Origin of the sequence: Pedobacter sp. PF22-3, from assembly GCF_026239555.1 — a bacterium.
Taxonomy (GTDB): Bacteria; Bacteroidota; Bacteroidia; order Sphingobacteriales; family Sphingobacteriaceae; genus Pedobacter.
Genome location: NZ_JAPIVP010000001.1, coordinates 567,897 through 590,374, shown reverse-complemented (window position 1 = coordinate 590,374; position 22,478 = coordinate 567,897). Strand labels below are relative to the sequence as shown.

Below are 22,478 nucleotides of genomic sequence, written 5' to 3'. Positions count from 1 at the left end.
GGCTATTTCTTGTTTTTATCCTTTTCTATTTTTTTAAATATACTCGATTGCATTAATGCACCCACCATTTCGATCACCCTTGGCTGTGCAAAAAAATCAGGACTTTTAATATAGAGCTTTCCGCTACTGTTGGCATGGATGATGCCGTCTAATTCGCCGTGTTTTCTCATATACCAAAATTACATATAATTTTTTAAATATCTGAGAAACAATATTCAGCTTAAAAAGTTTAATTTTACCAAACTTAGCAGCTGCTAAGTTTTCTCTTCAGCAGGCATAAAAAGCATATAATTTAAAATTCTTTATTTAGGCTTGTAAATCAAAAATAAAATTAAGATATTTGCATCCTCTAAAATAGAGGTAGAAAGACTAATAGGAAATGTCATAAGCGTTGTTGCCAGCAAATTGCAAAAATGTTCTTGATGCTTTCACACAAATAACTTAAAATAATATTCAAATGAAAAAAGATTTGCACCCAACAAGCTACAGACCAGTTGTTTTTAAAGACATGTCTAACGAATATGCTTTCTTAACAAAATCTTGTGTAGATACTAAAGAAACAATTAAATGGGAAGATGGTAACGAGTATCCTCTTTATAAATTAGAGATTTCTCACACTTCACACCCTTTTTATACTGGTAAAATGAAATTGGTTGATACTGCAGGACGTATCGATAAATTCAAAAACCGTTACGCTAAGAAATAATTTTAGCAACAAAAAGCATTTTTTGAAGTCCCTTTGCCAAAAGCATCGGGACTTTTTTTATTTTTGCTGCTTATGAAAATCAATTTATTTGATGATGCTTCCTGGATGTCCTTACGTCCACTTACGTTTACCAGGCCTGTGGCCGATTTACGGATTGGTATTTTAACCATTGCCGAAAAATGGGCAAAGTACTTAAAAGCCGATTTTGGTTTTCATACCCAGGATTACCTTTCAGTAAAATTTGCGCCAAAGCCTAATGCCGATTTATTTATAAATGGTTCTGTTTGCCCTGATGAAGCATTGCTTCAGGCAATTTCGAGCCTCAAAACAGGTGAAGCACTTTATAAAAATGATGTTGTTATAGCTTACATCGCCGATCAGCACGATCTGGAAGCCACTAAGTCTTTAAAACAGATTGAATATCCTGGAGTGTTTACTCGAATTGTTTACCCGGAACATATTTTCGGGAATAACCCGGCAGAAATCAGAAAAGATTTTAAATTGTTAACCGATGGACGTACTTCGGCAAACATTAGTAGTACCAACCAACTGCTCGGTGACGATATCTTTCTGGAAGAAGGTGCAAAAGCCGAATGCAGCGTATTTAATACTACTTATGGCCCGATTTACATTGGTAAAAATGCCGAGGTTTGGGAAGGCGCTTTAATTAGAGGTTCTTTTGCCCTTTGCGAAAACTCATCCATAAAAATGGGTGCAAAAATCTATTCGGGGACTACAATTGGTCCAAATAGCCGTGCAGGCGGCGAAATCAACAATGCAGTAATCTGGGGTAATTCGGCCAAAGGCCATGAAGGATATCTGGGTAATTCGGTGATGGGCGAGTGGTGTAATATCGGTGCAGATACCAACAATTCGAATTTAAAAAATAATTACGCAGAAGTAAAACTTTACGATTACGAAAGTCGGAAAATGCGGAATACCAGTTTGCAGTTTTGTGGTTTAATTATGGCCGATCATGCAAAAGCAGGCATAAATACAATGTTTAATACCGGTAGCATAGTAGGAGTTGGTGCCAATGTTTTTGGTGCAGGTTTTCCGCCAAACCATGTTCCTGATTTTAGTTGGGGTGGTGCCGCTGGTTTCGATGCCTATAAACTGTACAAAATGTTCGAAACAACCGAAAAGGTATTTGCAAGAAAAGACGTGGCTTTTAATGAGGTAGAAAAAAACATGCTAACCCAAGTATTTGAATTAACCGAATCGTATAGGCGATTTTAATATAAAACCTGGTCTGAAAAAGATCAACCAACCATTAAATAATATAAAATGAGAAAAAAGATTGTTGCCGGTAACTGGAAAATGAACTTAGATTATAACGAAGGTGTTTCGTTGTTCAGCGAAATCGTAAATATGGTTAAAGATGAGCGCAAAGGCGATCAACTGGCTATTATTTGTTCGCCATTTATTCATTTAAACAGTTTGGCAAAATTGGGTGGTAACGATGTTAAAATTGGCGCTCAAAATATCAGCGATAAAGAAAGTGGCGCTTATACCGGCGAAACTTCAGCTAAAATGGTGAAATCTGTTGGCGCAGAATATGTGATTTTGGGTCACTCAGAACGCAGGCAATATTTTGCTGAAAGCGATGCTTTATTAGCAGAAAAAACTAAAATTGCTTTAGCCAATGGCTTAACCCCAATTTTCTGTATTGGCGAAACTTTAGATGAGCGTAACAACGGAAGCTACTACGAAGTATTAAAAAAACAATTGGTAGAAGGTATTTTTAGTTTAACCGAAGAAGATTTCAAAAAGATCGTGATCGCTTACGAGCCGGTTTGGGCAATTGGAACAGGTTTAACTGCTTCACCAGAGCAGGCACAGGATATTCATGCTTTTATCCGTAGTGAAATTGAAGCAAATTATGGTTTCAATGTGGCTGATGATACAACCATTTTATATGGTGGTAGCTGTAACCCAGGCAATGCGGCGAGCTTATTCGCTCAAAAAGATATTGATGGTGGCCTGATTGGTGGTGCATCGTTAAAATCACGCGATTTTACAGATATTATTAAAGCATTAAACAGCTAGATGCAATATACAAAAGCAATATTTACTTTCAAAAGTATCGAAGACTATCAACAGGATCTCCTTATTAGCGATCTTGCCGATTTAGGCTTCGATACATTCGAAGATAGTGAGGATGGTTTTACGGCTTTCGTCATCAAGGATAATTTTAATGAGCAAGAATTAAAAGTGCTATTGGGCAATTATAGTGAAGAATTTGCAACAGCGTATACCTTAGAAGATGTTGCCGACGAAAACTGGAATGCCGAATGGGAAAAGAATTTTAGTCCACTGATTATTGATGATGTGTGTTATGTGAGGGCAACCTTTCATGAGCCACAGCCCTCATATCCCTACGAGATTGTGATCGATCCTAAAATGGCTTTCGGCACTGGTCACCATCAAACCACCACCATGGTAATGCAGTATATTCTGGCTGCCGATTTAAAGGATAAAAACATCCTGGATATGGGTTGCGGAACTGGAATTTTAGCTATTCTGGCGGCAAAACTAGGCGCTAAAAGTTTAATGGCCATTGACTACGATGATATTTGTTACGAAAGTACGGTAGAAAATGCAGCGCTTAACCATGTAGATAATTTACAGGCGCTTTGTGGTAGTAAAGAAGTTATTCCAGATGATGAGTATGACGTTATTTTTGCCAATATCAACCGAAATATCCTTTTAAATCAGATCTACCGCTATGCCGATGTATTAAAAGACGGAGGCAAAATTTTCTTTAGTGGTTTTTATTTAGATCCAGATCTGGGTATGATTACGGCTGAATGTGCTAAATACGGAATTAAATATGTTGACCATAAACAAAATGGTGATTGGGTAGCGGCACAGTTTGAGAAAAGGTAGAAGGTATGAGGTATAAGGTTTAGGGTGTAAGGCTTAAGGTTTAGGGATTAAGGTTTAGTTTTGTTTCCACATCTAATATTTCTTCTCTCAAATCTAGCATCTCACATCTAAAATCTCCTTTAAAATAAAAAATATGCGTATACATTTTATAGCGATTGGTGGGAGTGCCATGCACAACCTGGCCATTGCCTTACATAAAAAAGGTTATCAGATTTCAGGTTCAGACGATGTGATTTTCGAACCAGCAAAATCACGTTTGGATAAATATGATTTATTACCGGCTGAAATGGGCTGGGATGAAAATCGTATTTCAAAAGATCTGGATGCGGTAATTTTGGGTATGCATGCCCGTATCGATAATCCGGAATTGTTGAAAGCACAGGAACTGGGCATTAAAATCTATTCTTATCCTGAATATATTTACGAGCAGAGCAAAAATAAACTGCGTATAGTAATTGGTGGCAGTCATGGTAAAACAACCATAACCAGTATGATTTTGCATGTGCTTAATTATTATAAACACGATTTCGATTATTTGGTTGGCGCGCAACTGGCTGGTTTCGAAACTATGGTAAAAGTTACCGAAGAAGCGCCTGTGATGATTATTGAGGGTGATGAGTATTTATCTTCACCGATTGATAGAAGGCCAAAATTTCATCTCTATAAAGCAAATGTTGCTGTAATTAGTGGCATTGCCTGGGATCACATTAATGTTTTTCCAACTTATGCCGATTATACTTTGCAGTTTGATAAGTTTATCGATACCATCGAACCCAAGGGAACATTGATTTACTGTAAAGCCGATGCAGATTTGAATGACATTGTATTAAATTCAAAAGCTGATGTTACAAAAATCGGTTATGCAATTCCCGAACATGAAATCAGAAATGGTATAACTTACCTGCTTCCGGAAGAAACGGCATTAAAGATTTTTGGTGATCATAACCTGATGAACCTGAATGCAGCTAAATTGGTATGTAAACAATTAGATATCAGTGAAAACGATTTTGATATGGCTATTGCTTCATTTACTGGTGCTGCTAAACGTTTAGAAGTTATTTCAGCTGATGAATCAACCAATGTTTATAAGGATTTTGCACATTCACCATCAAAACTAAAAGCAACTATTGATGCTGTTAAAGCCCAATTTGTCAACCGTAAATTAGTAGCCTGTATCGAATTACATACTTTTAGCAGTTTAAACAAAGATTTTCTTAAAGAATATACAGGTGCGATGGATAAAGCTGATGAAGCCATTGTATTTATTGATATTAAATCATTTGAACAGAAGCGGATGGAGCCTTTTTCTGAAGACAACGTGCAACAGGCATTTGGCAATCCAAAATTGAAGTTTTTTAATGATGCAGCAAAGCTTAAAGACTATTTGTTGAGCTTAAATTATAAAGATGCCAATCTGTTAATGATGAGTTCTGGTAATTATGCAGGTTTCGATCTGCCTGAACTGGCGGCTGCTTTGGATAAATAGATATGAGACGTGAGATATTAGGTATGATACGGATTCAGGTTCTCTTATCTCACGTCTAATATCCCAATCTAAAAAAGATGAAAAGCATAGGCGATCATATCAAACAAAGTAGATTGGCCCTGGGATTAAGCCAGGCCGATGCAGCTAAAAAATTGAATATTTCTACCCCGGCTTTTTGTAAAATCGAAACAGGACAAACCGATATCAATATTTCCCGTTTACTCCAGATTTCCAAAATGTTTAAAGTTCCTGTAATACAATTAATTACAGGGCAATCAGCAGTATCAGAATCAGATAGCTCAAAAGAACTCATTGCGCTTAAAAAAGAACTGATTGAAAAGGAAGAAGAAATTCATAAACTCCGCAAAAAGGTTATTGATCTATACGATAAGCTTGGGATATAAAATATGGCTTGAATAACCATGATGATGGAACCTTAAAAAAGCAATAAATTGGTAATTCCTAAAAATAAGGAAATGACAAATTCAAATAAAGCAGTGTCGCCGGTAATGATTTACCTGGCTTTTGCTATCGTATATATTGTTTGGGGTTCTACCTATTTTTTTATTCAGAAAGCCCTGGCTGGTTTTCCGCCTTTCATTTTAGGTGCATTCCGTTTTTCTATTGCAGGTATACTAATGCTTACTTGGCGCAAGATCAAAGGAGAGGATATTTTTAATCTTAAAACCATCAAAATTGCTACGGTAAGTGGTGTTTTAATGTTGGGTTTAGGTACCGGAATTGTAATTTGGGTAGAGCAATTTATCCCCAGTGGTTTAGTGGCTATTATGGTCGCCTCTGCAGCCATATGGTTTGTTATTTTAGATAAATCGCATTGGAAGGAAAACCTAAGCAATAAATATATCTTATCAGGACTGGTTATTGGCTTTTTAGGTGTGATACTCTTATTTGGCAATCAGATTGTACAGGCACTTGATAAACCTCAAAGTAATTTACAGATTTTAGGTATGGTATTACTTATTTTTGGACCGATAGCATGGGCTGGAGGATCACTTTATTCAAAATACCATCCTACTACCGATAGTTCAGTTTCTGTTAACACTGGGTGGCAGATGTTGATGGCCAGTTTGGTATTTTTACCTGGAGGATTTTTAAAATCTGAATTTAAATTGCTTGATTGGAGCAGTATCCCGCTTGATGCCTGGCTATCCATTATTTACCTGATTTTATTCGGTTCCATTGCAGCATTTAGTGCTTATGTGTGGTTGCTCAAAGTGCGTCCGGCTACACAGGTGAGTACCTACGCCTATGTTAATCCGGTTGTTGCTGTGTTGTTGAGTTTAACCTTTACAAATGAAGTGATTGGCTTAACGCAGATAATTGGATTGGTGATAATTTTAGGAAGTGTGTTGTTGATTAATCTTCCTAAATATAAAAGTGTGTAAGTTATAACTTAAACGTCATTTCGACTGTAGTGCAACGGAATGGAGAAATCTGTAAAGTAAAAATAAAGAAGCTTGAAGTTGAATTCTTCTGTGTTTGCGGTGACTCCGTGGCAAAAATAAAAAAGGTTCGTGGAGACACGAACCTAGGCATAAAAAAAATAGTCCTCGTTTATAACGAGGATTAGTGAGGTCCGCATTTATAATGCGAAAATAGTAGTTTTTGATGGCGATACAATCGCCATTCTCATTCATCCTCGTTAAAAACGAGGACGATGAAGGTGATGAATAACTAAAATACCTTACGCATCGTTAAATGCTTTTTGCCAAAGGTTGCGCCAGTAGCTTTATGGATGGCAATCATTTGTTCGTTAAAATCGCCTACCCAGCTCAATTCGAGTTCTTTGTATTGGTTTTTAGGTAATACATATTCACCCAACCTGATAAAAAGTACGGATTCTAAACCATGTTTTTGGAATTTAGGTTTAGTGCCCATTACAATCGCCCTCATGCGGGTAACGCCTACCCAGCGGCGGTAAGCAAACTTTAATTTTTCAATTAACCCCAGTTTTCCATTAAAACCTTTTATCATTTGGTTTGCATCAGGAATCAATACTACAAACGATGCTGGTTCACCGTTAAAGTAGGCAAACTGGATCAGATGTTCATCCATGATAGGTTCCATACTTTTAAAACTCTCTTCGAGGGTTTCTCTTTTAATAGGAACAAAGTTTTCAAAATTCTGCCAGCCGTCATTGTAAATCTCCATTAAATCATTAATGTATTTGCTGGAATTGGCTTTGCTGAAATATTCGAAAGTGTAGCCTGGTTTATTTCTTACCCAGTTGGCAATTTTTGTAAAACGCTCCGGAAAAGGTATGGTCAGGTTAATATGATTGGTTAACTGCTCGTACTCGGTAATAAAACCATATTTCTCAAAAAAATTCTGATAATATGGAAAGTTATAGTTCATGCCGAAAGAAGGAGGGGTAAAGCCTTCAACCAATAGGCCCCAGAAACTATCGTTTTCGCCAAAATTAATCGGACCATCCATTGCTTTCATACCGTTTTCGGTTAACCATTTTTTTGCCGTATCGAATAAAAGAAAGGCAGCCTTTTCATCATCAATACATTCAAAAAAACCCATACCGCCTGTTGGTTGGTCATAGTGGTAGGCTTTTTTCTCATTTATAAAAGCTGCTACACGACCAATCAGTTTTCCTGCATCATCCTTTAATACCCAACGTGTACATTTTCCATGCGCAAAAAAGGTATTCTTTTCAGTATTAAAAACATTTTCAACTTCGCTATCTAACGGACAGATCCAGTTTTTATCGTTTTTGTATAAGATTTTTGGCGTGTTTAGAAAGTCTTTTTTTAATGATGAAGTGCTTACGGATATAACTTGCATGGGCAGATTTTAAAATTAAAAAGCATCCTACCAAGCGGTCGGATGCTTTTTCAAATATATGTTTTTTAAATATTAAAAATCGTCGTCGTCGTCGTCAAAATTATCGAAGTTGTCAAGATCATCTAGTGGCAAGTCGAAATCATCATCGTCATCATCCTGAGGCTTCTTTTTTATTGTTTGAACATCTTCATCTTCAAAATCATCATCTTCGTCTGCCTGTTTTTTGGCAGTCGGTTTAGTTGGGAGTTTCTTTGGCGCTGTCATAACACAAAAATAAAAATTGCTTTTATAGTTTAAAAATACTAAAAAACTTTTTTTAATAACAAGCTGTGAATAAATAAATTAATTTATTTACTCTAAATTTTCTCCCACAGAATTTTCCTCCTTAACGATATCTTTTAATTGCGGAAGTTGGTTTAAATTATTTAAACCGAAATAATCCATAAACAATGTGCTGGTGCTGTATAGGATAGGCCTGCCCGGCGTCTCTGCTTTCCCATCAATACTGATCAATTCTTTTTCAAGCAGGCGCTGTACCGAATAATCAGAATTTACTCCCCTGATCTGTTCAATTTCCAATTTGGTAATGGGCTGGCGGTAGGCAATAATGGCAAGTGTCTCCATAGCAGCCTGACTTAATTTTTTCTTGGAGCGGTGTAACTGCAGTTGGTTAACCGTTTCATGGTAATCTTTTTTGGTTAGAAATTGATACCCATTATTTAAAAATACCAATTCAATAGCCAAATCATCCCGGCTATACTTTTCTTTAATCTGCGCTATGCTTTCGAAGACCTGTGCTTCGGTAAATTCTTCATTAAAAACAGCATTTAGGGCAAGTATAATTTCTTGCTTACCAATACTTTGGCTGGAAGAAAATATAAGGGCTTCGATGTGCCTGGCGATGTTAGGATTGGGCATATACAAAAATAAAATTTTTGACATAAAAAAAGCGGTCTCGCTTTTAAAAACAAGACCGCTTTCAACACACAAATGAAACCTGAATTAAGATATAGTTTTAGGTTAGGTTATTAAATATCTATATCAATTCTATAAGAACGTCTTTGATAAACACTATCGTTTATTTCTAACACAAGTTTAAGGCTAAACAAGGTTCGATGAAGATTCTATTTAGTGAGTGGTATTAATAATTGAGTAAACGGTAAATTATCTATTTTAACGGGATGGAAATAGATACCGTTGTACCATTTGTAGTATTTTGTCTTACATTTAAATGTATTGGTTTTGCTCCAATCTGACCTAAAAGGTGTAACCTTTCTTTAGTGAGCTGCATGCCTTTACTAATATGTGTTTCCTTTTTATCTTTTAAAGAGTTGTCTATTCCTATTCCATCGTCAATAATTTCAATGTTAAGATAGAATTCATCCATCAGTTTAATGTTGATCAGGATTTTGCCACCGGTTTCTTTTGGCATAATGCCGTGCCATATTGCATTTTCTACGTAAGGTTGCAATAGCATAGAGGGGATAAAAGTTTCTTCTTTGTCGATATCTACATCCACATTAAAAACATAAGACAATTTATCACCAAAACGGTTCTTCTCCAGTTTCAGGTAGAGATTTAGGTATTCTAACTCTTCTTCCAGTGAGATGTAACTTTTGGTACAGATCTCCAGATTTTTTCTGATCAATCTGGCAAATCCGGTTAAAACTTTATTAGCCGAAGCTGTATTCTGCGTATTAATATAATGCTGAATAGAGTTCATCACATTAAATACAAAGTGTGGATTCATCATTGCCTGTAGCGCCTGTTGTTCCAACATGAGTACTTTGTTTTTTAATAACAGTTGTGCCTGCTCTTTATCTTTTTGCTTACGGGTAATGTAAACAGCTACTTTGTAAAAAATATAAGCCACAAGTAATATCAAAATGGATAAAAACCATAAGCTTTGCCAAAAATGCTTTTTAATGGTAAAAGTGATTTTTGCAGGTTGGCCCCAATTACCATTCTGGCTTTTGGCGCTTACTTCAAATACATAATCGCCTGATTGTAGCGAAGAGAAGTCCAATCGTCTGGTACGGGTTTCTACCCATGCCGAATTTTCATTTAAGCGGTAGCGGTAGGTGATATCGCTGGTGGTAAAATCTACTGCACTAAAGGTAAAAAGAATGGTATTATTGCCCGTTTCGAAAGTAAAATTGTCCTGGTCAACGGGTAAACGTTCATTATCTTTAATAATAGAAGTAACATAGACCTTTGGAAGGTTTTTAACAATGTTTTTATTATTGTATTTAAATAAAATCAGGCCTTTGTTTGTCGCAAAATAAGCCGTGCTGTCATCAATAAACAAACTGTTGATATCATCACTTAAAAGGTCTTTCCCATAGTCGAAATTGGCTACGTTAGGCTGATTCGGATAATTGGCTATTTTGTTAACGCCTTTATTGGTTAATACCCATATCTCATTGTTTTTTATGAATATTTTGGTGCAGATGTTATTGGTTAAGCCATCTTTTTGGGTAATCTGTCTGGTAATCTGGTTATTTTTGTAAAAAATTAAGCCATAACCATCTGTAGCCAGAATTAATGTGCCATCTGCAAGCTGTTGTATATCGTTGATCCTTTTGGTCAATAGGGGATGATTCTCATAATGTTTTATCAGTTTCCCCCTCGAAAATTGAGAAAGTCCATTAACATTTGAAAACCACAAATTGCCTTCTCGATCATAAAAAACATGATAAGATCTATCTTTAAAAAAGTCTTCTTTTTCGCGGTATTTTGCAGCGTTAAACTCAAATTTATTTCTTCTGTCTGATAAAAAAACAACACCCGATGATAGGGCCAGGGCAAGATGATCATTATTTTCAGCAACGCTAAAGTGTTTGATCACGAACATTGAGTTATTAGATTCCTTTAAATAACTCACATCATTACTGCTGTTGTAGATATTTTTGAAAACACCCATTCCATAATCAGATGCAAAATATATAGATTGATCTTGCGGATCAAATGTAATTTGTTTTATGGTTTTATATTTTTTAAAATCGTCTAACCCAATTTCATTAACCTGATAATTGTTGATGGTTAATACATCGATTACCGCATCATCGGTACCGAGCCATAGCCGGTTTTTCCCGTCTTTGGTGATGCTTTTGATCACATTACTGCTCAGGCCAGATTCTGCATCAATAATAGATAAGCGGTTATTTGCATTAGGCAGCATGTAAATGCCCTGGTTGGTGGCAAACCACATGTTCTGGTTACTGTCTTTGATGACCTGGTTAACCGAAATATCCTGTAGATACTGTACTGTTTTGCCGCTTTTATCGAGCGCGAAGGCCCCATTGGCATTCGATAGCCAAACCTCTTTGCTGCTAACGTCGTAATAAAAATACCCCGACATGTTTTTGATCAGGTTTTGAGGAATGGGGATAAGATCGTTGATACTTCCGTGCCTGAATTGTTTTAACCCGCCATTATCCAGGTAAAATAAAGATCTTTGGCTGCTATTCGTAGCCGTCATATAAGAAAGCGGCTGCACCTTTGACCTGATCATGGAAAATGTTTTTCCATTAAATTGTTGCACGCTTAAATCGCTATATGCAAATATATTACCTCGATCATCTTCATGGATAAAGGCGTTAATAAACTTATCGTTTTGATTTGGAGATATATATTTTTTAATGGTTTTTCCATCCCAGCAAACAATCAGGTTAGCATTTGTTCCGAGCCAGATCCGGCCTGATTGATCGATTAAAAAAGAAACAATTACGGTATTGAAGTTGAGCTTTTTAAGTAGTTCATCATTGTTCTGGTTATAAAACTTTCCTTCTTTTAAATAACTGAGTTGACCGTTTAGTGCAAAAAACCATAGGCGGCCTTCTTTATCTTCTTTCATCTGAAGAATCTGCGTATCGGGCAGACCATCTTCTATGGTGAAATTCTGGAAATTTGTGCCATCAAAACGGCTTAATCCATTATCGGTAGCAATCCATATAAAACCTTTTTTATCCTGTAAAATGTAATAACAGTTATTGCTGGCAAGCCCGTTTTTAGCGTTATAATGGGGGAGATAAGTGGTTTGAGAAAAAAGCTTTTGAGGCGCAGTAAGACCTATGATCAAAAATAAAAAAGCCATAAAAACATGACCGAAACCGGGCTTCGGGATAGCTTTTTGCGCTAATCTTCTTATTTTTATTTGCGGTTTAGTGATCACTGTTTGCTTTGGTAAATAACTTTATTTTTTCAAAAAAATCGCTCGCCCTTCTTCTCGAAATATTGATGCTTTCGCCGTTTTTCAGGAAAACCTGGAGTCCGTTTTTAGAATTGTATTCCTTTAAGTGATTAAGGTTAATGATGCTTGATTTGTGGATCCTAACAAACTGATCGGTTGGCAATAGTTCTTCAAACTCCCTTAAAACTTTAGAAACGGTGATTTTTTCATGGTTGTTTAAGTGTACAATAGAGTAATTGCTATCCGCCTCAATGTAGATGATATCATCAATATCAATCATTTTAAACCCCTGACCATAAGGAAGCGTAAGTTTCCTGATCTCTGATCTCGAACTTAAACTGGAAGCCAGATTATTGATTCTTTCATCATTTTCGTTTTGGCTTTTAAATAATTTGATGTGTTGGGAAACTTTGTCTACCGCTATTTTGAGTTCATCAATATCAATTGGTTTTAACAGGTAATCTAGCGCATTTGCCTTTATCGCCTTTAGTGCATATTGATCATAGGCGGTTGTAAAAATAACAGCTGCATGATGTTTTTGCGCCTCAGGAATCAATTCGAAGCCATTTCCTCCGGGCATCGCAATATCCAAAAAGATAAGATCAATAGGGTGATGAGCCAAAATATCTTTTGCCTCGGCTACGGATCTTGCAATACCGGTAATTTCTACCTGTTGGCAATTCTGCTGCAGTAAAAAAAATAATGACGATCGTGCAAACTCTTCATCATCAACAATAATGGCCTTTAATGTAGTCATAGCTATAGGTTGGTGAATGTATTAAAATGGTCTTACAAAAAAAAATGCAAATCGAAAAAACCAGTATATAAATTGTCACGTATGTATCATCAAACGTATTCAAAACCACTAAAACATAGATGACTATGAAAAACAATGAACTAGAAACAAAAAGCGAGCTTCAAGAGAAAAGTTTGTTTGACAAAAGTGTGGGCAGAAGATCTTTTCTGCAGTATGCAGGTGCAGGTGCTGCAGGTATCGCTTTAGTTGCTGCAGGTTGTAGTAAAGATCGCGGTTACGATAACCCAGTAATGAGTGGCGCAACACTGGATTTTAAAACTGATGTAGGTGTATTGAATTATGCCTATGCTTTGGAACAATTAGAAGCTGCATTTTACATTAAAGTAGCTTCTGCACCACCTGCAGCATTCACAGCTGCCCAGAAAGCATATTTTCAAGATGTTCAATTTCATGAAATTGCACACAGAGAATTCTTTAAAAAAGCATTGAGTACTGCAGCAATCGGCAGTTTAGAGGTTGATTTTTCAAGTATCGATTTTACGAGTGCTTCAGGTGTTTTAGCTGCAGCTCAATCATTTGAAGATTTAGGTGTTGCTGCTTACAATGGTGCTGGTGTACGCATTACTACTACCGATTATCTTGTTTTAGCAGGTAAAATTGTTTCAGTAGAAGCCCGTCACGCTGCGTGGGTTAGAGATCAGATTTCTAATGGAAGTTTTGCTGATTTAAATAGCTTAACAGCATTAGGAGCTAGTAATTCAGCAGGATTAGATGGAGCTTTAACTCCAGATAAAGTTTTGGCAATCGCTGGAAAATATGTAAAAACCAAAATTAACGTAATCAACCTTTAATCTTTAAAACTCAACAATCATGAATATCTTAAATATATTAGACGAAATAGAAAAAGTGGACGGCGAGATCTATGAAAGATTAAGTCCGCGCAGATCAGCAATGAAAGATTTTTTCAATGTTGGTAAAAAGATATCGATGGCGGCATTACCGCTTGCTTTGGGTTCAATGTTCCAAAAAGCTTATGGACAAACAAACCCTAGTTCAGTTAACGATGTGTTAAACTTTGCATTAGCATTGGAGTATCTTGAATACAATTATTACAACCACGCTTTAACAAATTCTACCATCACTTTCCCTACTGCAGCTTCAAATGCAGCTATCACTACCATTAGAGCCCATGAAAGAGCTCACGTTGATTTATTAAAAAGTGCGTTGCAAATTACAGGTGCTGATGGTTATGTAGATGCTGATTTCGATTTTACAGCTGGAGGAGCGTTTGGAGATGTTTTTAGTAACTATCAAACTTTCTTAAAAGTGGCTTTAGCTTTTGAAGATACTGGTGTACGTGCCTATAAGGGACAAGCGCCGATTTTAAAAGGCAATGCTGTTTTAACCACCGCTTTACAAATCCACTCAGTAGAAGCCCGTCACGCATCGCATATCCGTCAAATGGTTGCTGCTTCTCTTGGTGTTGCTTTAAAACCTTGGATAAGTTATGCAGCTAACGGTAACGATACCGGAATTGCAGCAGTTGATGCAGTTTATGCAGGAGAACAAAATACAATTCAGGCTGGTATTGAAATTAATGGATTGGGTGGAGCTTCACAAACTCAGGCAGCAGAAAGTTTCGACGAATTTTTAACTGGTGCAGCTGTTAAAACAATTGCAAACCAATTTATCAGAACTGGTAAAAAATTAGTTTAGAGAATATTTACATTATTGATTAGGTAATGTTTAGTTTAAGGTAGGGAGGTAGCGTTTGGGCTGCTTCCCTTTTTTATTGACTTAAAAGATTTAGTTGTATTGTTAATTATAATATGATTGTGTTATTTAAAACTTTAAGTTGTCTTATTTGTCTGTATTTCTTTCAATGTGTGTGACTATTGTTGTTATTTAGTGAAATGAATCATTCAATTTAAAATTATGAAAAGAAAAATCTTATTAACGTTATACATTACTGCAATTGCACTGATGTTCTCCTGTAAAAAACAGAGTAATATAGAAAGTGCTACCGAGAACAGGATTGACAAGAAATCAAATGTTCCTGACAGTTTACAATATCTTGTTCGTTTTCTAAGTACAACAAAAGGTGTTAAAGAATCAGACATTACATTATCAGATACATCATTTGTTATACAAAACGACGTATTTATTTATAAAGAAGATGTGAAACTTGCTTTGGAAATTGAATCAGGGAAAAAAGCCTTAAATCAAAAGCATTTAACCTTGGCGGAATTATTTTCATCCAGAAAGATGTTAGGTAGACCAGACTTAATTCAACAACGCCAATACATAAACGTTCAGAATCAAAATCCTTGGATTGTAGATAATCAGTTTATAACAAATTTAAAAGTAAAAATAAATGCAACCTCACCAGAATGGATTGATGCTGCTCAAGAGGCTGTACGCAACTTTAACCTTAATAGCTTAACCTCTATTAGTAAGATACAAATAAAAGTTGTAACAGAAGGTCAAAATATTACGATTAGCGAAACAGGTACAACTAATTCGAATTCATCCGTAATAGCTGATGCTCAAATCCCACGTTATGCATTTATGCCTCCGGGGACTTTTGTGGTTGTGCCTGGTTCGCAAATCAGGATTTATAATAACCACGGTAGTTTGCCGCTTGCTCAAAAAGTTGTGGCGATTACGCATGAATTGGCTCATACTATAGGTATAGCTCATACAGATGGTACTGGTTCGGATGAAATCCAAATCGCAGGCACAGCAGCCTTCGATGCTTCGTCTTATATGAACGGCAGCTTATCTCTAGGTTCTTTTGAAGGTTTTACAAGTAATGACCTAATTGCTCTTCGGACAATGTATCCTAAGGCAGTTGGAACTTGGGAGGTTATGTCGAGCTTAAGTGCCGAATCATTTTCTGCAGGCGGATCTGAAAGTATTTTTTACTTTGTTTCATTTGGTGAAGGCTTAAATGGTTATTTAGTTTGGTACAATTCTTACTATAATACTTCAACTTCTTATAATTATTTTGGGACAAAAATTGCTAACTCAACTGATGGTCTTTTTTACATCAATACTGATCATGAGATTTTTAAAGGTTATACAAATGGAAGTACTCCTGTACAATTACCTGGAAACGCTTTAGAAATTGCGCAAAGTAATGCTGGAGTTTTTATCCTAAGTACTACACCTGCGACATTTGGTGGTAACCTGATAAAGAGATGGGATGGTACAAATTGGATTGATGAGACTTCTCTAGGAGCAGTTAAATTTGGTATGGGCAAAGACTATAATATGGCTATTATTGATAATGCTGGAAATTTTAAAATTCGTAGGAATGGCAACAGCTATTTTGATACACCTTCACAAAATATCGTTTTCAAAGAATTGGCAATTGGATATTCAAATAATGTTGATAATATATTTTTACTTGGTGGTGCAGCAGATGCAAATGGAAACTATCAACTATTTCGCTGGACTGGATACGATTTTTATGATATGGGCTATAGAGGTTATAAAGTTGGTATGGATGGAATTGGTCATCCATGGGTAGCAAAAAAGAATGGCGGCATATATAGAAATTTATCTCTATAAAGCAATATATTTAAGGTAGGGAGGTAGAACCTAGGTTGTACTTCCCTTTGTTTTATCAGCTTTTAGGGTTGTTAGACTTTAAGATCGATAAAAAAAGCGAACTATCTTGACTTCTTTCAAGATTATGGAATTAGAAATTTACTCCAATAAATCTGTTGCTAACCTGAGTTCGATTAAAAATCCAGTTTTAAATGGCTCCTGTAAGATATTTTCAATTCAGAGTCGTCACCCTGACCTGTAGCACAGCGGAAAGCTGCGTAGTAAATTCATTTCAGGGTCTTTCATGCTAAAAAGATGCTGACCACGCAGTAGCTACAAGGCAATTGAAAACGCTAGCGCTACTTGTAAAATAAATTCAGCATGACGAATAGAGCGAAATCAATCGCCTTTAAAGCACTATTTTTAGCAAATAATTATCGAATTCAGGTTGCCATTGATGATTAATAACCGGCATGATCGTTTCCATAGCCCATTCACCATCTTACCTCTTACATTTTTTAGTAAGTTATCACCTGTTCCTCTAAATGCTCTGGTAAATCCCTGTAATTGTATTTTTGTCCGCGTAACTGTGGCTCAAAACCAGCAGCTTTAATTGATTGTTGAATGCCATTGGCCGTAAAGCGGTGTGGTGCACCAGCTGCTGATACTACGTTTTCTTCAATCATGATCGATCCAAAATCATTTGCTCCGGCATGTAAACATAACTGGGCCGTCGTTTTTCCAACGGTTAACCAGCTGGCCTGGATGTTTTTGATGTTAGGTAGCATGATGCGGCTCAAAGCAATCATACGGATGTATTCATCAGCAGTTACGGTGTTGCTAATTCCACGGAGCCTTTTTAATAAAGTACCATCGTCCTGGAAAGGCCATGGAATAAAGGCCAGGAATCCGTTTGCATCGGCTGGTTTTTCGCTCTGTACCTGACGGATCCAAACCAAATGCTCAAAACGCTCTTCTATCGTTTCAACATGCCCAAACATCATGGTTGCGGAGGTTGTGATATCTAATTGGTGACAGGCACGCATTACATCAAGCCATTCTTGTCCACCACATTTACCTTTAGAGATTAAGCGCCTTACACGATCGTTTAATATTTCAGCACCAGCACCAGGAAGAGAATCCATTCCTGCCTCTTTTAGTGTTTTTAATACTTCAGTATGCGTGATGCCTTCCAGCTTGGCTACGTGGGCAATTTCTGGCGGACCCAAAGCATGAAGTTTTAAATCTGGGTATAATTCTTTTAATTTTTTGAATAAATCGGCATAAAAAGCCAAACCCAAATCGGGGTGGTGGCCGCCTTGCAATAATAATTGATCGCCGCCTAAACGAAAGGTTTCTTCGATTTTAACCTTGTAGGTTTCAATATCGGTAATATAACTTTCCTCATGGCCAGGCCTGCGGAAGAAATTGCAAAATTTACAATTCGCAATACAAACGTTGGTGGTGTTTACATTACGGTCGATCTGCCAGGTTACTTTGCCACTCGGCACTTGGATTTTTCTAAGCTCATTGGCTATAAACATCAATGATGCAGTATCGGCATGATGGTATAAGTATACGCCTTCCTCTTGTGTTAAAAAATCAAAATGTAATGCCCGTTGCAGTAAATCGGCTGTATTCATAAGGCAAAAATACTCGAAATTAGTATCACTATAATCACAGGATTATAAAAAAACGATGCAGCCTAATTATTTTTTGTGGTATCTGTTTTACGTTTAAAGAGGTTTAGTAAGTCATTTCCCTGCTTTTTAATTTCTTCTAAACGCTTTTTTGTGGTGTCGTTAACTTTTTTTAAACCTTCATTGGCCTTTATAACATTATTTTTAACTGTATTTTGACCAGCAGCAACTGCATCAGAAACCTTTCTAACCTTGTTTTCGCCAGTTGAAATAGTGCCCAGGACCTGTTTTACTTTTTTATCAGCATTAATTTTAGTGCTATCTATAAACTTTTCAGCAGCAGTGGCTATTATGGTTGTGTCATTAACAGGTTTACCTAAAGATGTATTTGCTTTGGCGAGTAGTTGCTCGTCCTCAGCTTTTACAGTGCCACCATTTGCAGTGTAATCGGTTTTACTGTTTAAATAATTTATTTTGGCAGTTTCTAACTGGATTTTTGCAGCAGCTATTCTCGCGGTATCCTTACTTGCCACAGCTGCATCATAATTTAATTGCGCATCGGTTAGTGCGAGGGCCGCAGTTTCGTAAGATTTAGTAAAATCAATTTTTTCTTCGTTTTTTGTGGCTGTGTTGCAAGCAGCCAAACCGAAAGCTAACAGACAAATGATAATTATATTTTTCATATTATTTTGAGGTAGTAAATTGGTCAACTATTTTCTTTAAAGAGTTGGTTTCCTGTTCTTCTGTAATGTTTCCACCAAGTCTTTCAATCTCTAAATTATTAATGCTCTTCGCAAATTCTAAATATTTTAAATATCGGTTAAGAATCTCAATTTTCGTTCCATTGTTGTTCTGTTCGGCATTAGCAAGATTTTTAACAAAGGTTTCCATGTTATCTATACAAACAATGTAAGCTTGAAAAGCATTTGGCGTAAAGTAGTCGTTAACCAAATTATTTGTTGCAAGTTGTGGATATAATTTAGGCAGTTCAACTGGTGTTTTTTTTAAGGTTTCAGTTAAGTTCAATCCAGAATTTGAAGTATTTAAATACATTCCCTTAGTTTTCATCTGGCAATTTTCTATAGCCAAATTGGTTGTATTTAGTAGCTTAATTAAGTTATTCTTTTTGTCGATATTATCTAAAAATGTATTTACTGATAGGGCAATAAATAATCCTGTAAAAGTGGAAATTAGCGAGATAATAAAACTAAAAGTATCATTATTGTTTTTACGCCATTGGCTATCTCTTCTGAAATTGAGTAAAAAAAGACTCGTTGCTACTAGAACAAGTGATATTACAGTATAGGTAAGCATATTTTTTTAATTTTTTATAAAAGTATATAATTAGATGTAATAAAGAAATTACAAAAGCTGTTTGCGTTATTTTTTTAAACAAATAAAAAAAAATAATGATCAGTTTACTCGATTAATTGATTAAACAATTTAGCAATTCAACAATTCGTTTATATTTGTCACTTATGGTAGATTTTAATCGTTTTACACTAGCCAATGGGTTAAAAGTTTTGGTGCATGAAGATGCAACAACTCCAATGGCAGTTTTAAATATTTTATATGATGTAGGTGCCCGGGATGAGGATCCTGAAAAAACGGGTTTTGCCCACTTATTCGAACATCTGATGTTTGGTGGATCGGTAAACATTCCGAGTTACGACGAACCTTTGCAGCGGGTAGGAGGCGAAAATAACGCTTTTACGAGTAATGATATTACCAATTATTACATCACTTTGCCAGCAGAAAATATCGAAACTGCTCTTTGGCTGGAGAGCGATCGGATGCTGAGCCTCGCTTTCTCCGAAAAAAGCTTAGATACCCAGCGTAATGTGGTAAGTGAAGAATTTAAACAGCGTTATCTTAACCAGCCTTATGGCGATGTTTGGTTAAAGCTGCGTCCATTAGCTTATAAAAAGCATTCTTATCGATGGGCAACTATAGGAAAGGAGCTTTCGCACATCGAAAATGCAACGATGGATGATGTAAAATCATTTTTTAAGAAACATTATACGCCACAAAATGCAATTTTGGTTGTTGGCGGGAATGTGAAAACAGCTGATGTGAAAAAACTGGCCGAAAAATGGTTCGAACCAATCCCTGCAGGTGAAAAATATAACCGGAATTTAATTCAGGAGGATCCACAAACCGAAGCCAGAAAAGAAACGGTTAAGGCTAATGTACCTTTAAATGCGATTTATATGGCTTTTAAAATGCCAGGACGCTTAAATCAGGATTATTATGCTTTTGATTTATTGTCGGATATTTTATCACGTGGACAATCTTCTCGTTTGTACAACAGCCTGTTGAAGGAACAGCAACTTTTTAGCGATATCAATGCCTACATTTCGAGCAGTTTAGATCCGGGTTTGTTTATTGTTGAAGGTAAATTGGTGGAAGGTGTAGCCATCGAAACGGCAGAAAAAGCGATCTGGTCAGAACTTGAAAAGATAAAAACAGAATTGGTTTCTGAAACTGAATTAACCAAAGTGAAGAACAAGGTAGAGTCGGTACTGGTTTTTTCTGAGATGAGCCTGCTGGATAAAGCAATGAACCTGGCTTACTATGAGCTGTTGGGCGATGCGGCTATATTGAACCGTGAAACCGAGGAGTTTTTAAAAGTAGAGGCAGAAGATATCAAAAGGATATCTAACGAAACTTTTAACCAAAAATCATCATCTACTTTATATTACTTAACTGAAGAAAATGCTTAATAGACAACAGGCACCTGATTTTAAGCAGGTATCTATCATAAACTTTATCCAGCCAGAAAAAAAAGTATTGGATAATGGTGTACCCGTTTATACCATTTATTCCGGAGAACAGGATCTGGTACGAATTGAATTTATTTTTGATAACGTAAACTGGAAACTCGAAAAACCATTGCAGGCTATTGCAGTAAGCGCATTAATCAATAATGGGACAAATAAGTTATCAGCAAAAGAGATAGCCGAAAAAATTGATTTTTATGGTGCATTTTTTCAAACAGAATATGTGCAGGATCAATCTTCAGTTACGTTGTATACGCTGAATAAACATTTACATTCGGTATTACCGATCGTGAAAGATGTTTTATCAGAAAGTCAGTTTCCACAGCATGAACTCGATATTTATATCCAGAACCAGAAGCAGAAGTTACAGGTTAACCTGAAGAAAAATGATATCCTTTCGAGAAAGGAATTTGCCCATGCTTTGTTTGGTGATACCGCTTATGGTGTAAACATCCAGGCAGAACATTATGATACCTTAAAGCGTGAGGATTTGATTGATTATTTTAAGGCAGCTTATACCCCGAATAATTGCACTATAGTGATATCAGGTAAGTTTGACGAAGCCGGATTCAATCTTTTAAACGATTTTTTTGGTCGCGATTGGGAAAAAAGTAATGCAGTAAAAAATAGTTTCAGTTTTACTGCCAGTGATAGAAAAGTGGTTTATACCGAAAAGCCAGATGCATTACAATCGGCTATCCGAATAGGGCAACTGGCAATTAACCGTAAACATGAGGATTTTTGTGGACTTCAGATTCTTAATACAATTTTAGGTGGATATTTTGGTTCGCGTTTAATGAACAATATCCGAGAAGATAAAGGTTACACATACGGAATTGGTTCTGGCATTTCTTCGCTGCAGCAGGCAGGTTATCTATTTATTGCTACCGAGGTAGGGGCTGATGTATGTTCGGCTGCACTAACTGAAATTTATAAAGAGATCGATATATTGAAAAATGAACAGGTAGGAGCAGCAGAACTTGAGCTGGTTAAGAACTATATGCTTGGATCGATGTTAGGCAGTTTGGAGAATGTTTTTTCGCATGCCGATAAATTTAAGAATATTTATTTTTCGGGACTGGATTATGATTATTATACCAAATATATCGAAAAAGTGAAGACCATTACTTCAGGAGAATTGTTGGCATTGGCCAATAAATACCTTACTACAGAAAATTTTACAGAAGTAGTGATCGGGAAGAAATAAATGTCTAGAGGCCGTCATTTCGAGCGGACCCGATAGTTATCGGGTGCAACGAAGTCGAGAAATCTGCAAAGATAGATCTCTCCATTTCACTACGTTCCAGTCGAGATGACGGCTCTGGGTTGTTTCAGAATTTATTGCGCTAGGTTTGAGACTAGAATTCTATAATAAAACTATCTGTACTGGCATAAATATGCCGTTTGTACAATCGTTTTTACTTTAAACGACAAATTTGCATTAACTTCGAATTTGCTGCCTGCTTTAAAACTTTGCCATTCTGTAGCTTCAGGAAGTAAGGTTTCCAATTCGCCCTCTATAACATGCATAATTTCTTTTTGAGCCGTACCAAAGGTGTATTCTCCCGGATTGATGATACCAACTGTCGATTTTCCTTCAGTGGTTTCATAGCCTAACGATTTAACCTTGCCATCAAAATATTGGTTTTCAGTAATCATATG

General features: G+C 36.4%; 22 protein-coding genes. 12 read left to right on the top strand and 10 right to left on the bottom strand.

The annotated features are described in order from the left end of the window. Positions 1-2: 2 nt before the first annotated feature. Positions 3-170, bottom strand: coding sequence for a hypothetical protein (locus tag OQX63_RS02430; protein WP_167354647.1), 168 nt, complete (start codon positions 168-170; stop codon positions 3-5). 287 nt (positions 171-457) lie between these two features. Here OQX63_RS02430 and OQX63_RS02425 point away from each other — a divergent pair, with 287 nt between their 5' ends. From OQX63_RS02425 to OQX63_RS02395, 7 genes are all read left to right on the top strand, one after another. Further along, positions 458-706: a type B 50S ribosomal protein L31 gene (locus tag OQX63_RS02425; protein ID WP_025142617.1), complete on the top strand. Its 249-nt coding sequence runs from the start codon at positions 458-460 to the stop codon at positions 704-706. 72 nt (positions 707-778) lie between these two features. Further along, positions 779-1,945: a putative sugar nucleotidyl transferase gene (locus OQX63_RS02420; RefSeq protein ID WP_265849300.1), complete on the top strand. Its 1,167-nt coding sequence runs from the start codon at positions 779-781 to the stop codon at positions 1,943-1,945. 48 nt (positions 1,946-1,993) lie between these two features. Then, a complete protein-coding gene (gene tpiA, locus OQX63_RS02415; RefSeq protein WP_265849299.1) occupies positions 1,994-2,755 on the top strand; it encodes a triose-phosphate isomerase in 762 nt (253 codons plus the stop codon). Further along, a complete protein-coding gene (prmA, locus tag OQX63_RS02410; RefSeq protein ID WP_265849298.1) occupies positions 2,756-3,595 on the top strand; it encodes a 50S ribosomal protein L11 methyltransferase in 840 nt (279 codons plus the stop codon). Between the two features lie 133 nt (positions 3,596-3,728). After that, entirely contained in the window at positions 3,729-5,081 is a 1,353-nt protein-coding gene (locus tag OQX63_RS02405) for a UDP-N-acetylmuramate--L-alanine ligase (RefSeq protein ID WP_265849297.1), read from the top strand. Positions 5,082-5,158: 77 nt separating this feature from the next. Continuing rightward, the gene (locus OQX63_RS02400) at positions 5,159-5,485 is read left to right on the top strand and encodes a helix-turn-helix domain-containing protein (RefSeq protein WP_265849296.1); all 327 of its coding nucleotides are present in this window, start codon (positions 5,159-5,161) and stop codon (positions 5,483-5,485) included. Positions 5,486-5,557: 72 nt separating this feature from the next. Continuing rightward, complete coding sequence (locus OQX63_RS02395; protein ID WP_265849295.1) at positions 5,558-6,487, top strand: EamA family transporter; 930 nt, start codon at positions 5,558-5,560, stop codon at positions 6,485-6,487. Positions 6,488-6,776: 289 nt separating this feature from the next. Here the strand turns inward: OQX63_RS02395 and OQX63_RS02390 are convergent, their stop codons facing one another. The 5 genes from OQX63_RS02390 to OQX63_RS02370 form a co-directional block, all read right to left on the bottom strand. Beyond that, a complete protein-coding gene (locus tag OQX63_RS02390) occupies positions 6,777-7,895 on the bottom strand; it encodes a GNAT family N-acetyltransferase (RefSeq protein WP_265849294.1) in 1,119 nt (372 codons plus the stop codon). Between the two features lie 72 nt (positions 7,896-7,967). Continuing rightward, positions 7,968-8,159 (bottom strand): hypothetical protein, encoded by a 192-nt coding sequence (locus OQX63_RS02385; protein WP_265849293.1) that lies wholly within the window; start codon positions 8,157-8,159, stop codon positions 7,968-7,970. Positions 8,160-8,246: 87 nt separating this feature from the next. Beyond that, a complete protein-coding gene (scpB, locus tag OQX63_RS02380; RefSeq protein WP_265849292.1) occupies positions 8,247-8,813 on the bottom strand; it encodes an SMC-Scp complex subunit ScpB in 567 nt (188 codons plus the stop codon). Between the two features lie 250 nt (positions 8,814-9,063). After that, positions 9,064-12,069, bottom strand: coding sequence for a ligand-binding sensor domain-containing protein (locus tag OQX63_RS02375; RefSeq protein WP_265849291.1), 3,006 nt, complete (start codon positions 12,067-12,069; stop codon positions 9,064-9,066). Beyond that, complete coding sequence (locus OQX63_RS02370) at positions 12,059-12,844, bottom strand: LytR/AlgR family response regulator transcription factor (RefSeq protein ID WP_265849290.1); 786 nt, start codon at positions 12,842-12,844, stop codon at positions 12,059-12,061. Before OQX63_RS02370 ends, OQX63_RS02375 begins: the two co-directional genes overlap by 11 nt. Positions 12,845-12,969: 125 nt before the next feature. Here OQX63_RS02370 and OQX63_RS02365 point away from each other — a divergent pair, with 125 nt between their 5' ends. The 3 genes from OQX63_RS02365 to OQX63_RS02355 all read left to right on the top strand — a co-directional run bounded on the left by OQX63_RS02365 (position 12,970) and on the right by OQX63_RS02355 (position 16,417). Further along, positions 12,970-13,695, top strand: coding sequence for a ferritin-like domain-containing protein (locus tag OQX63_RS02365; RefSeq protein ID WP_265849289.1), 726 nt, complete (start codon positions 12,970-12,972; stop codon positions 13,693-13,695). Positions 13,696-13,714: 19 nt separating this feature from the next. After that, positions 13,715-14,560, top strand: coding sequence for a ferritin-like domain-containing protein (locus tag OQX63_RS02360; protein WP_265849288.1), 846 nt, complete (start codon positions 13,715-13,717; stop codon positions 14,558-14,560). A 219-nt stretch (positions 14,561-14,779) separates the two neighbouring features. Further along, positions 14,780-16,417 carry a M57 family metalloprotease gene (locus OQX63_RS02355; protein ID WP_265849287.1) on the top strand — a complete coding sequence of 546 codons (1,638 nt, stop codon included), beginning with the start codon at positions 14,780-14,782 and terminating at the stop codon, positions 16,415-16,417. Between the two features lie 497 nt (positions 16,418-16,914). Here the strand turns inward: OQX63_RS02355 and OQX63_RS02350 are convergent, their stop codons facing one another. The 3 genes from OQX63_RS02350 to OQX63_RS02340 form a co-directional block, all read right to left on the bottom strand. Continuing rightward, entirely contained in the window at positions 16,915-18,039 is a 1,125-nt protein-coding gene (locus OQX63_RS02350) for a CofH family radical SAM protein (protein ID WP_265849286.1), read from the bottom strand. Between the two features lie 62 nt (positions 18,040-18,101). Beyond that, complete coding sequence (locus tag OQX63_RS02345; RefSeq protein WP_265849285.1) at positions 18,102-18,719, bottom strand: hypothetical protein; 618 nt, start codon at positions 18,717-18,719, stop codon at positions 18,102-18,104. 1 nt (position 18,720) lies between these two features. Beyond that, positions 18,721-19,350, bottom strand: coding sequence for a hypothetical protein (locus OQX63_RS02340; protein WP_265849284.1), 630 nt, complete (start codon positions 19,348-19,350; stop codon positions 18,721-18,723). A 164-nt stretch (positions 19,351-19,514) separates the two neighbouring features. Between OQX63_RS02340 and OQX63_RS02335 the strand changes: the two genes are divergently transcribed. Together OQX63_RS02335 and OQX63_RS02330 are read left to right on the top strand one after the other, a co-directional pair. Then, complete coding sequence (locus tag OQX63_RS02335; protein ID WP_265849283.1) at positions 19,515-20,759, top strand: M16 family metallopeptidase; 1,245 nt, start codon at positions 19,515-19,517, stop codon at positions 20,757-20,759. Continuing rightward, positions 20,752-22,023 carry a M16 family metallopeptidase gene (locus OQX63_RS02330; protein WP_265849282.1) on the top strand — a complete coding sequence of 424 codons (1,272 nt, stop codon included), beginning with the start codon at positions 20,752-20,754 and terminating at the stop codon, positions 22,021-22,023. The genes OQX63_RS02335 and OQX63_RS02330 overlap by 8 nt, the downstream gene beginning before the upstream one ends. 170 nt (positions 22,024-22,193) lie before the next feature. On the opposite strand, the gene OQX63_RS02325 is transcribed toward OQX63_RS02330, so the two are convergent. Beyond that, positions 22,194-22,475 (bottom strand): pyrimidine/purine nucleoside phosphorylase, encoded by a 282-nt coding sequence (locus OQX63_RS02325; protein ID WP_265849281.1) that lies wholly within the window; start codon positions 22,473-22,475, stop codon positions 22,194-22,196. Positions 22,476-22,478 lie beyond the last annotated feature (3 nt).

What these genes read in the sequence shown, in the direction of transcription:
- OQX63_RS02430 (WP_167354647.1), bottom strand. Translation starts at nt 170, where the DNA reads ATGAGAAAACACGGCGAATTAGACGGCATCATCCATGCCAACAGTAGC.
- OQX63_RS02325 (WP_265849281.1), bottom strand. Translation starts at nt 22,475, where the DNA reads ATGATTACTGAAAACCAATATTTTGATGGCAAGGTTAAATCGTTAGGC.
- OQX63_RS02345 (WP_265849285.1), bottom strand. Translation starts at nt 18,719, where the DNA reads ATGAAAAATATAATTATCATTTGTCTGTTAGCTTTCGGTTTGGCTGCT.
- OQX63_RS02400 (WP_265849296.1), top strand. Translation starts at nt 5,159, where the DNA reads ATGAAAAGCATAGGCGATCATATCAAACAAAGTAGATTGGCCCTGGGA.
- OQX63_RS02405 (WP_265849297.1), top strand. Translation starts at nt 3,729, where the DNA reads ATGCGTATACATTTTATAGCGATTGGTGGGAGTGCCATGCACAACCTG.
- OQX63_RS02355 (WP_265849287.1), top strand. Translation starts at nt 14,780, where the DNA reads ATGAAAAGAAAAATCTTATTAACGTTATACATTACTGCAATTGCACTG.
- OQX63_RS02335 (WP_265849283.1), top strand. Translation starts at nt 19,515, where the DNA reads ATGGTAGATTTTAATCGTTTTACACTAGCCAATGGGTTAAAAGTTTTG.
- OQX63_RS02340 (WP_265849284.1), bottom strand. Translation starts at nt 19,350, where the DNA reads ATGCTTACCTATACTGTAATATCACTTGTTCTAGTAGCAACGAGTCTT.
- OQX63_RS02350 (WP_265849286.1), bottom strand. Translation starts at nt 18,039, where the DNA reads ATGAATACAGCCGATTTACTGCAACGGGCATTACATTTTGATTTTTTA.
- OQX63_RS02360 (WP_265849288.1), top strand. Translation starts at nt 13,715, where the DNA reads ATGAATATCTTAAATATATTAGACGAAATAGAAAAAGTGGACGGCGAG.
- OQX63_RS02365 (WP_265849289.1), top strand. Translation starts at nt 12,970, where the DNA reads ATGAAAAACAATGAACTAGAAACAAAAAGCGAGCTTCAAGAGAAAAGT.
- OQX63_RS02425 (WP_025142617.1), top strand. Translation starts at nt 458, where the DNA reads ATGAAAAAAGATTTGCACCCAACAAGCTACAGACCAGTTGTTTTTAAA.
- OQX63_RS02330 (WP_265849282.1), top strand. Translation starts at nt 20,752, where the DNA reads ATGCTTAATAGACAACAGGCACCTGATTTTAAGCAGGTATCTATCATA.
- scpB (WP_265849292.1), bottom strand. Translation starts at nt 8,813, where the DNA reads ATGCCCAATCCTAACATCGCCAGGCACATCGAAGCCCTTATATTTTCT.
- OQX63_RS02370 (WP_265849290.1), bottom strand. Translation starts at nt 12,844, where the DNA reads ATGACTACATTAAAGGCCATTATTGTTGATGATGAAGAGTTTGCACGA.
- OQX63_RS02385 (WP_265849293.1), bottom strand. Translation starts at nt 8,159, where the DNA reads ATGACAGCGCCAAAGAAACTCCCAACTAAACCGACTGCCAAAAAACAG.
- OQX63_RS02420 (WP_265849300.1), top strand. Translation starts at nt 779, where the DNA reads ATGAAAATCAATTTATTTGATGATGCTTCCTGGATGTCCTTACGTCCA.
- OQX63_RS02390 (WP_265849294.1), bottom strand. Translation starts at nt 7,895, where the DNA reads ATGCAAGTTATATCCGTAAGCACTTCATCATTAAAAAAAGACTTTCTA.
- prmA (WP_265849298.1), top strand. Translation starts at nt 2,756, where the DNA reads ATGCAATATACAAAAGCAATATTTACTTTCAAAAGTATCGAAGACTAT.
- OQX63_RS02395 (WP_265849295.1), top strand. Translation starts at nt 5,558, where the DNA reads ATGACAAATTCAAATAAAGCAGTGTCGCCGGTAATGATTTACCTGGCT.
- tpiA (WP_265849299.1), top strand. Translation starts at nt 1,994, where the DNA reads ATGAGAAAAAAGATTGTTGCCGGTAACTGGAAAATGAACTTAGATTAT.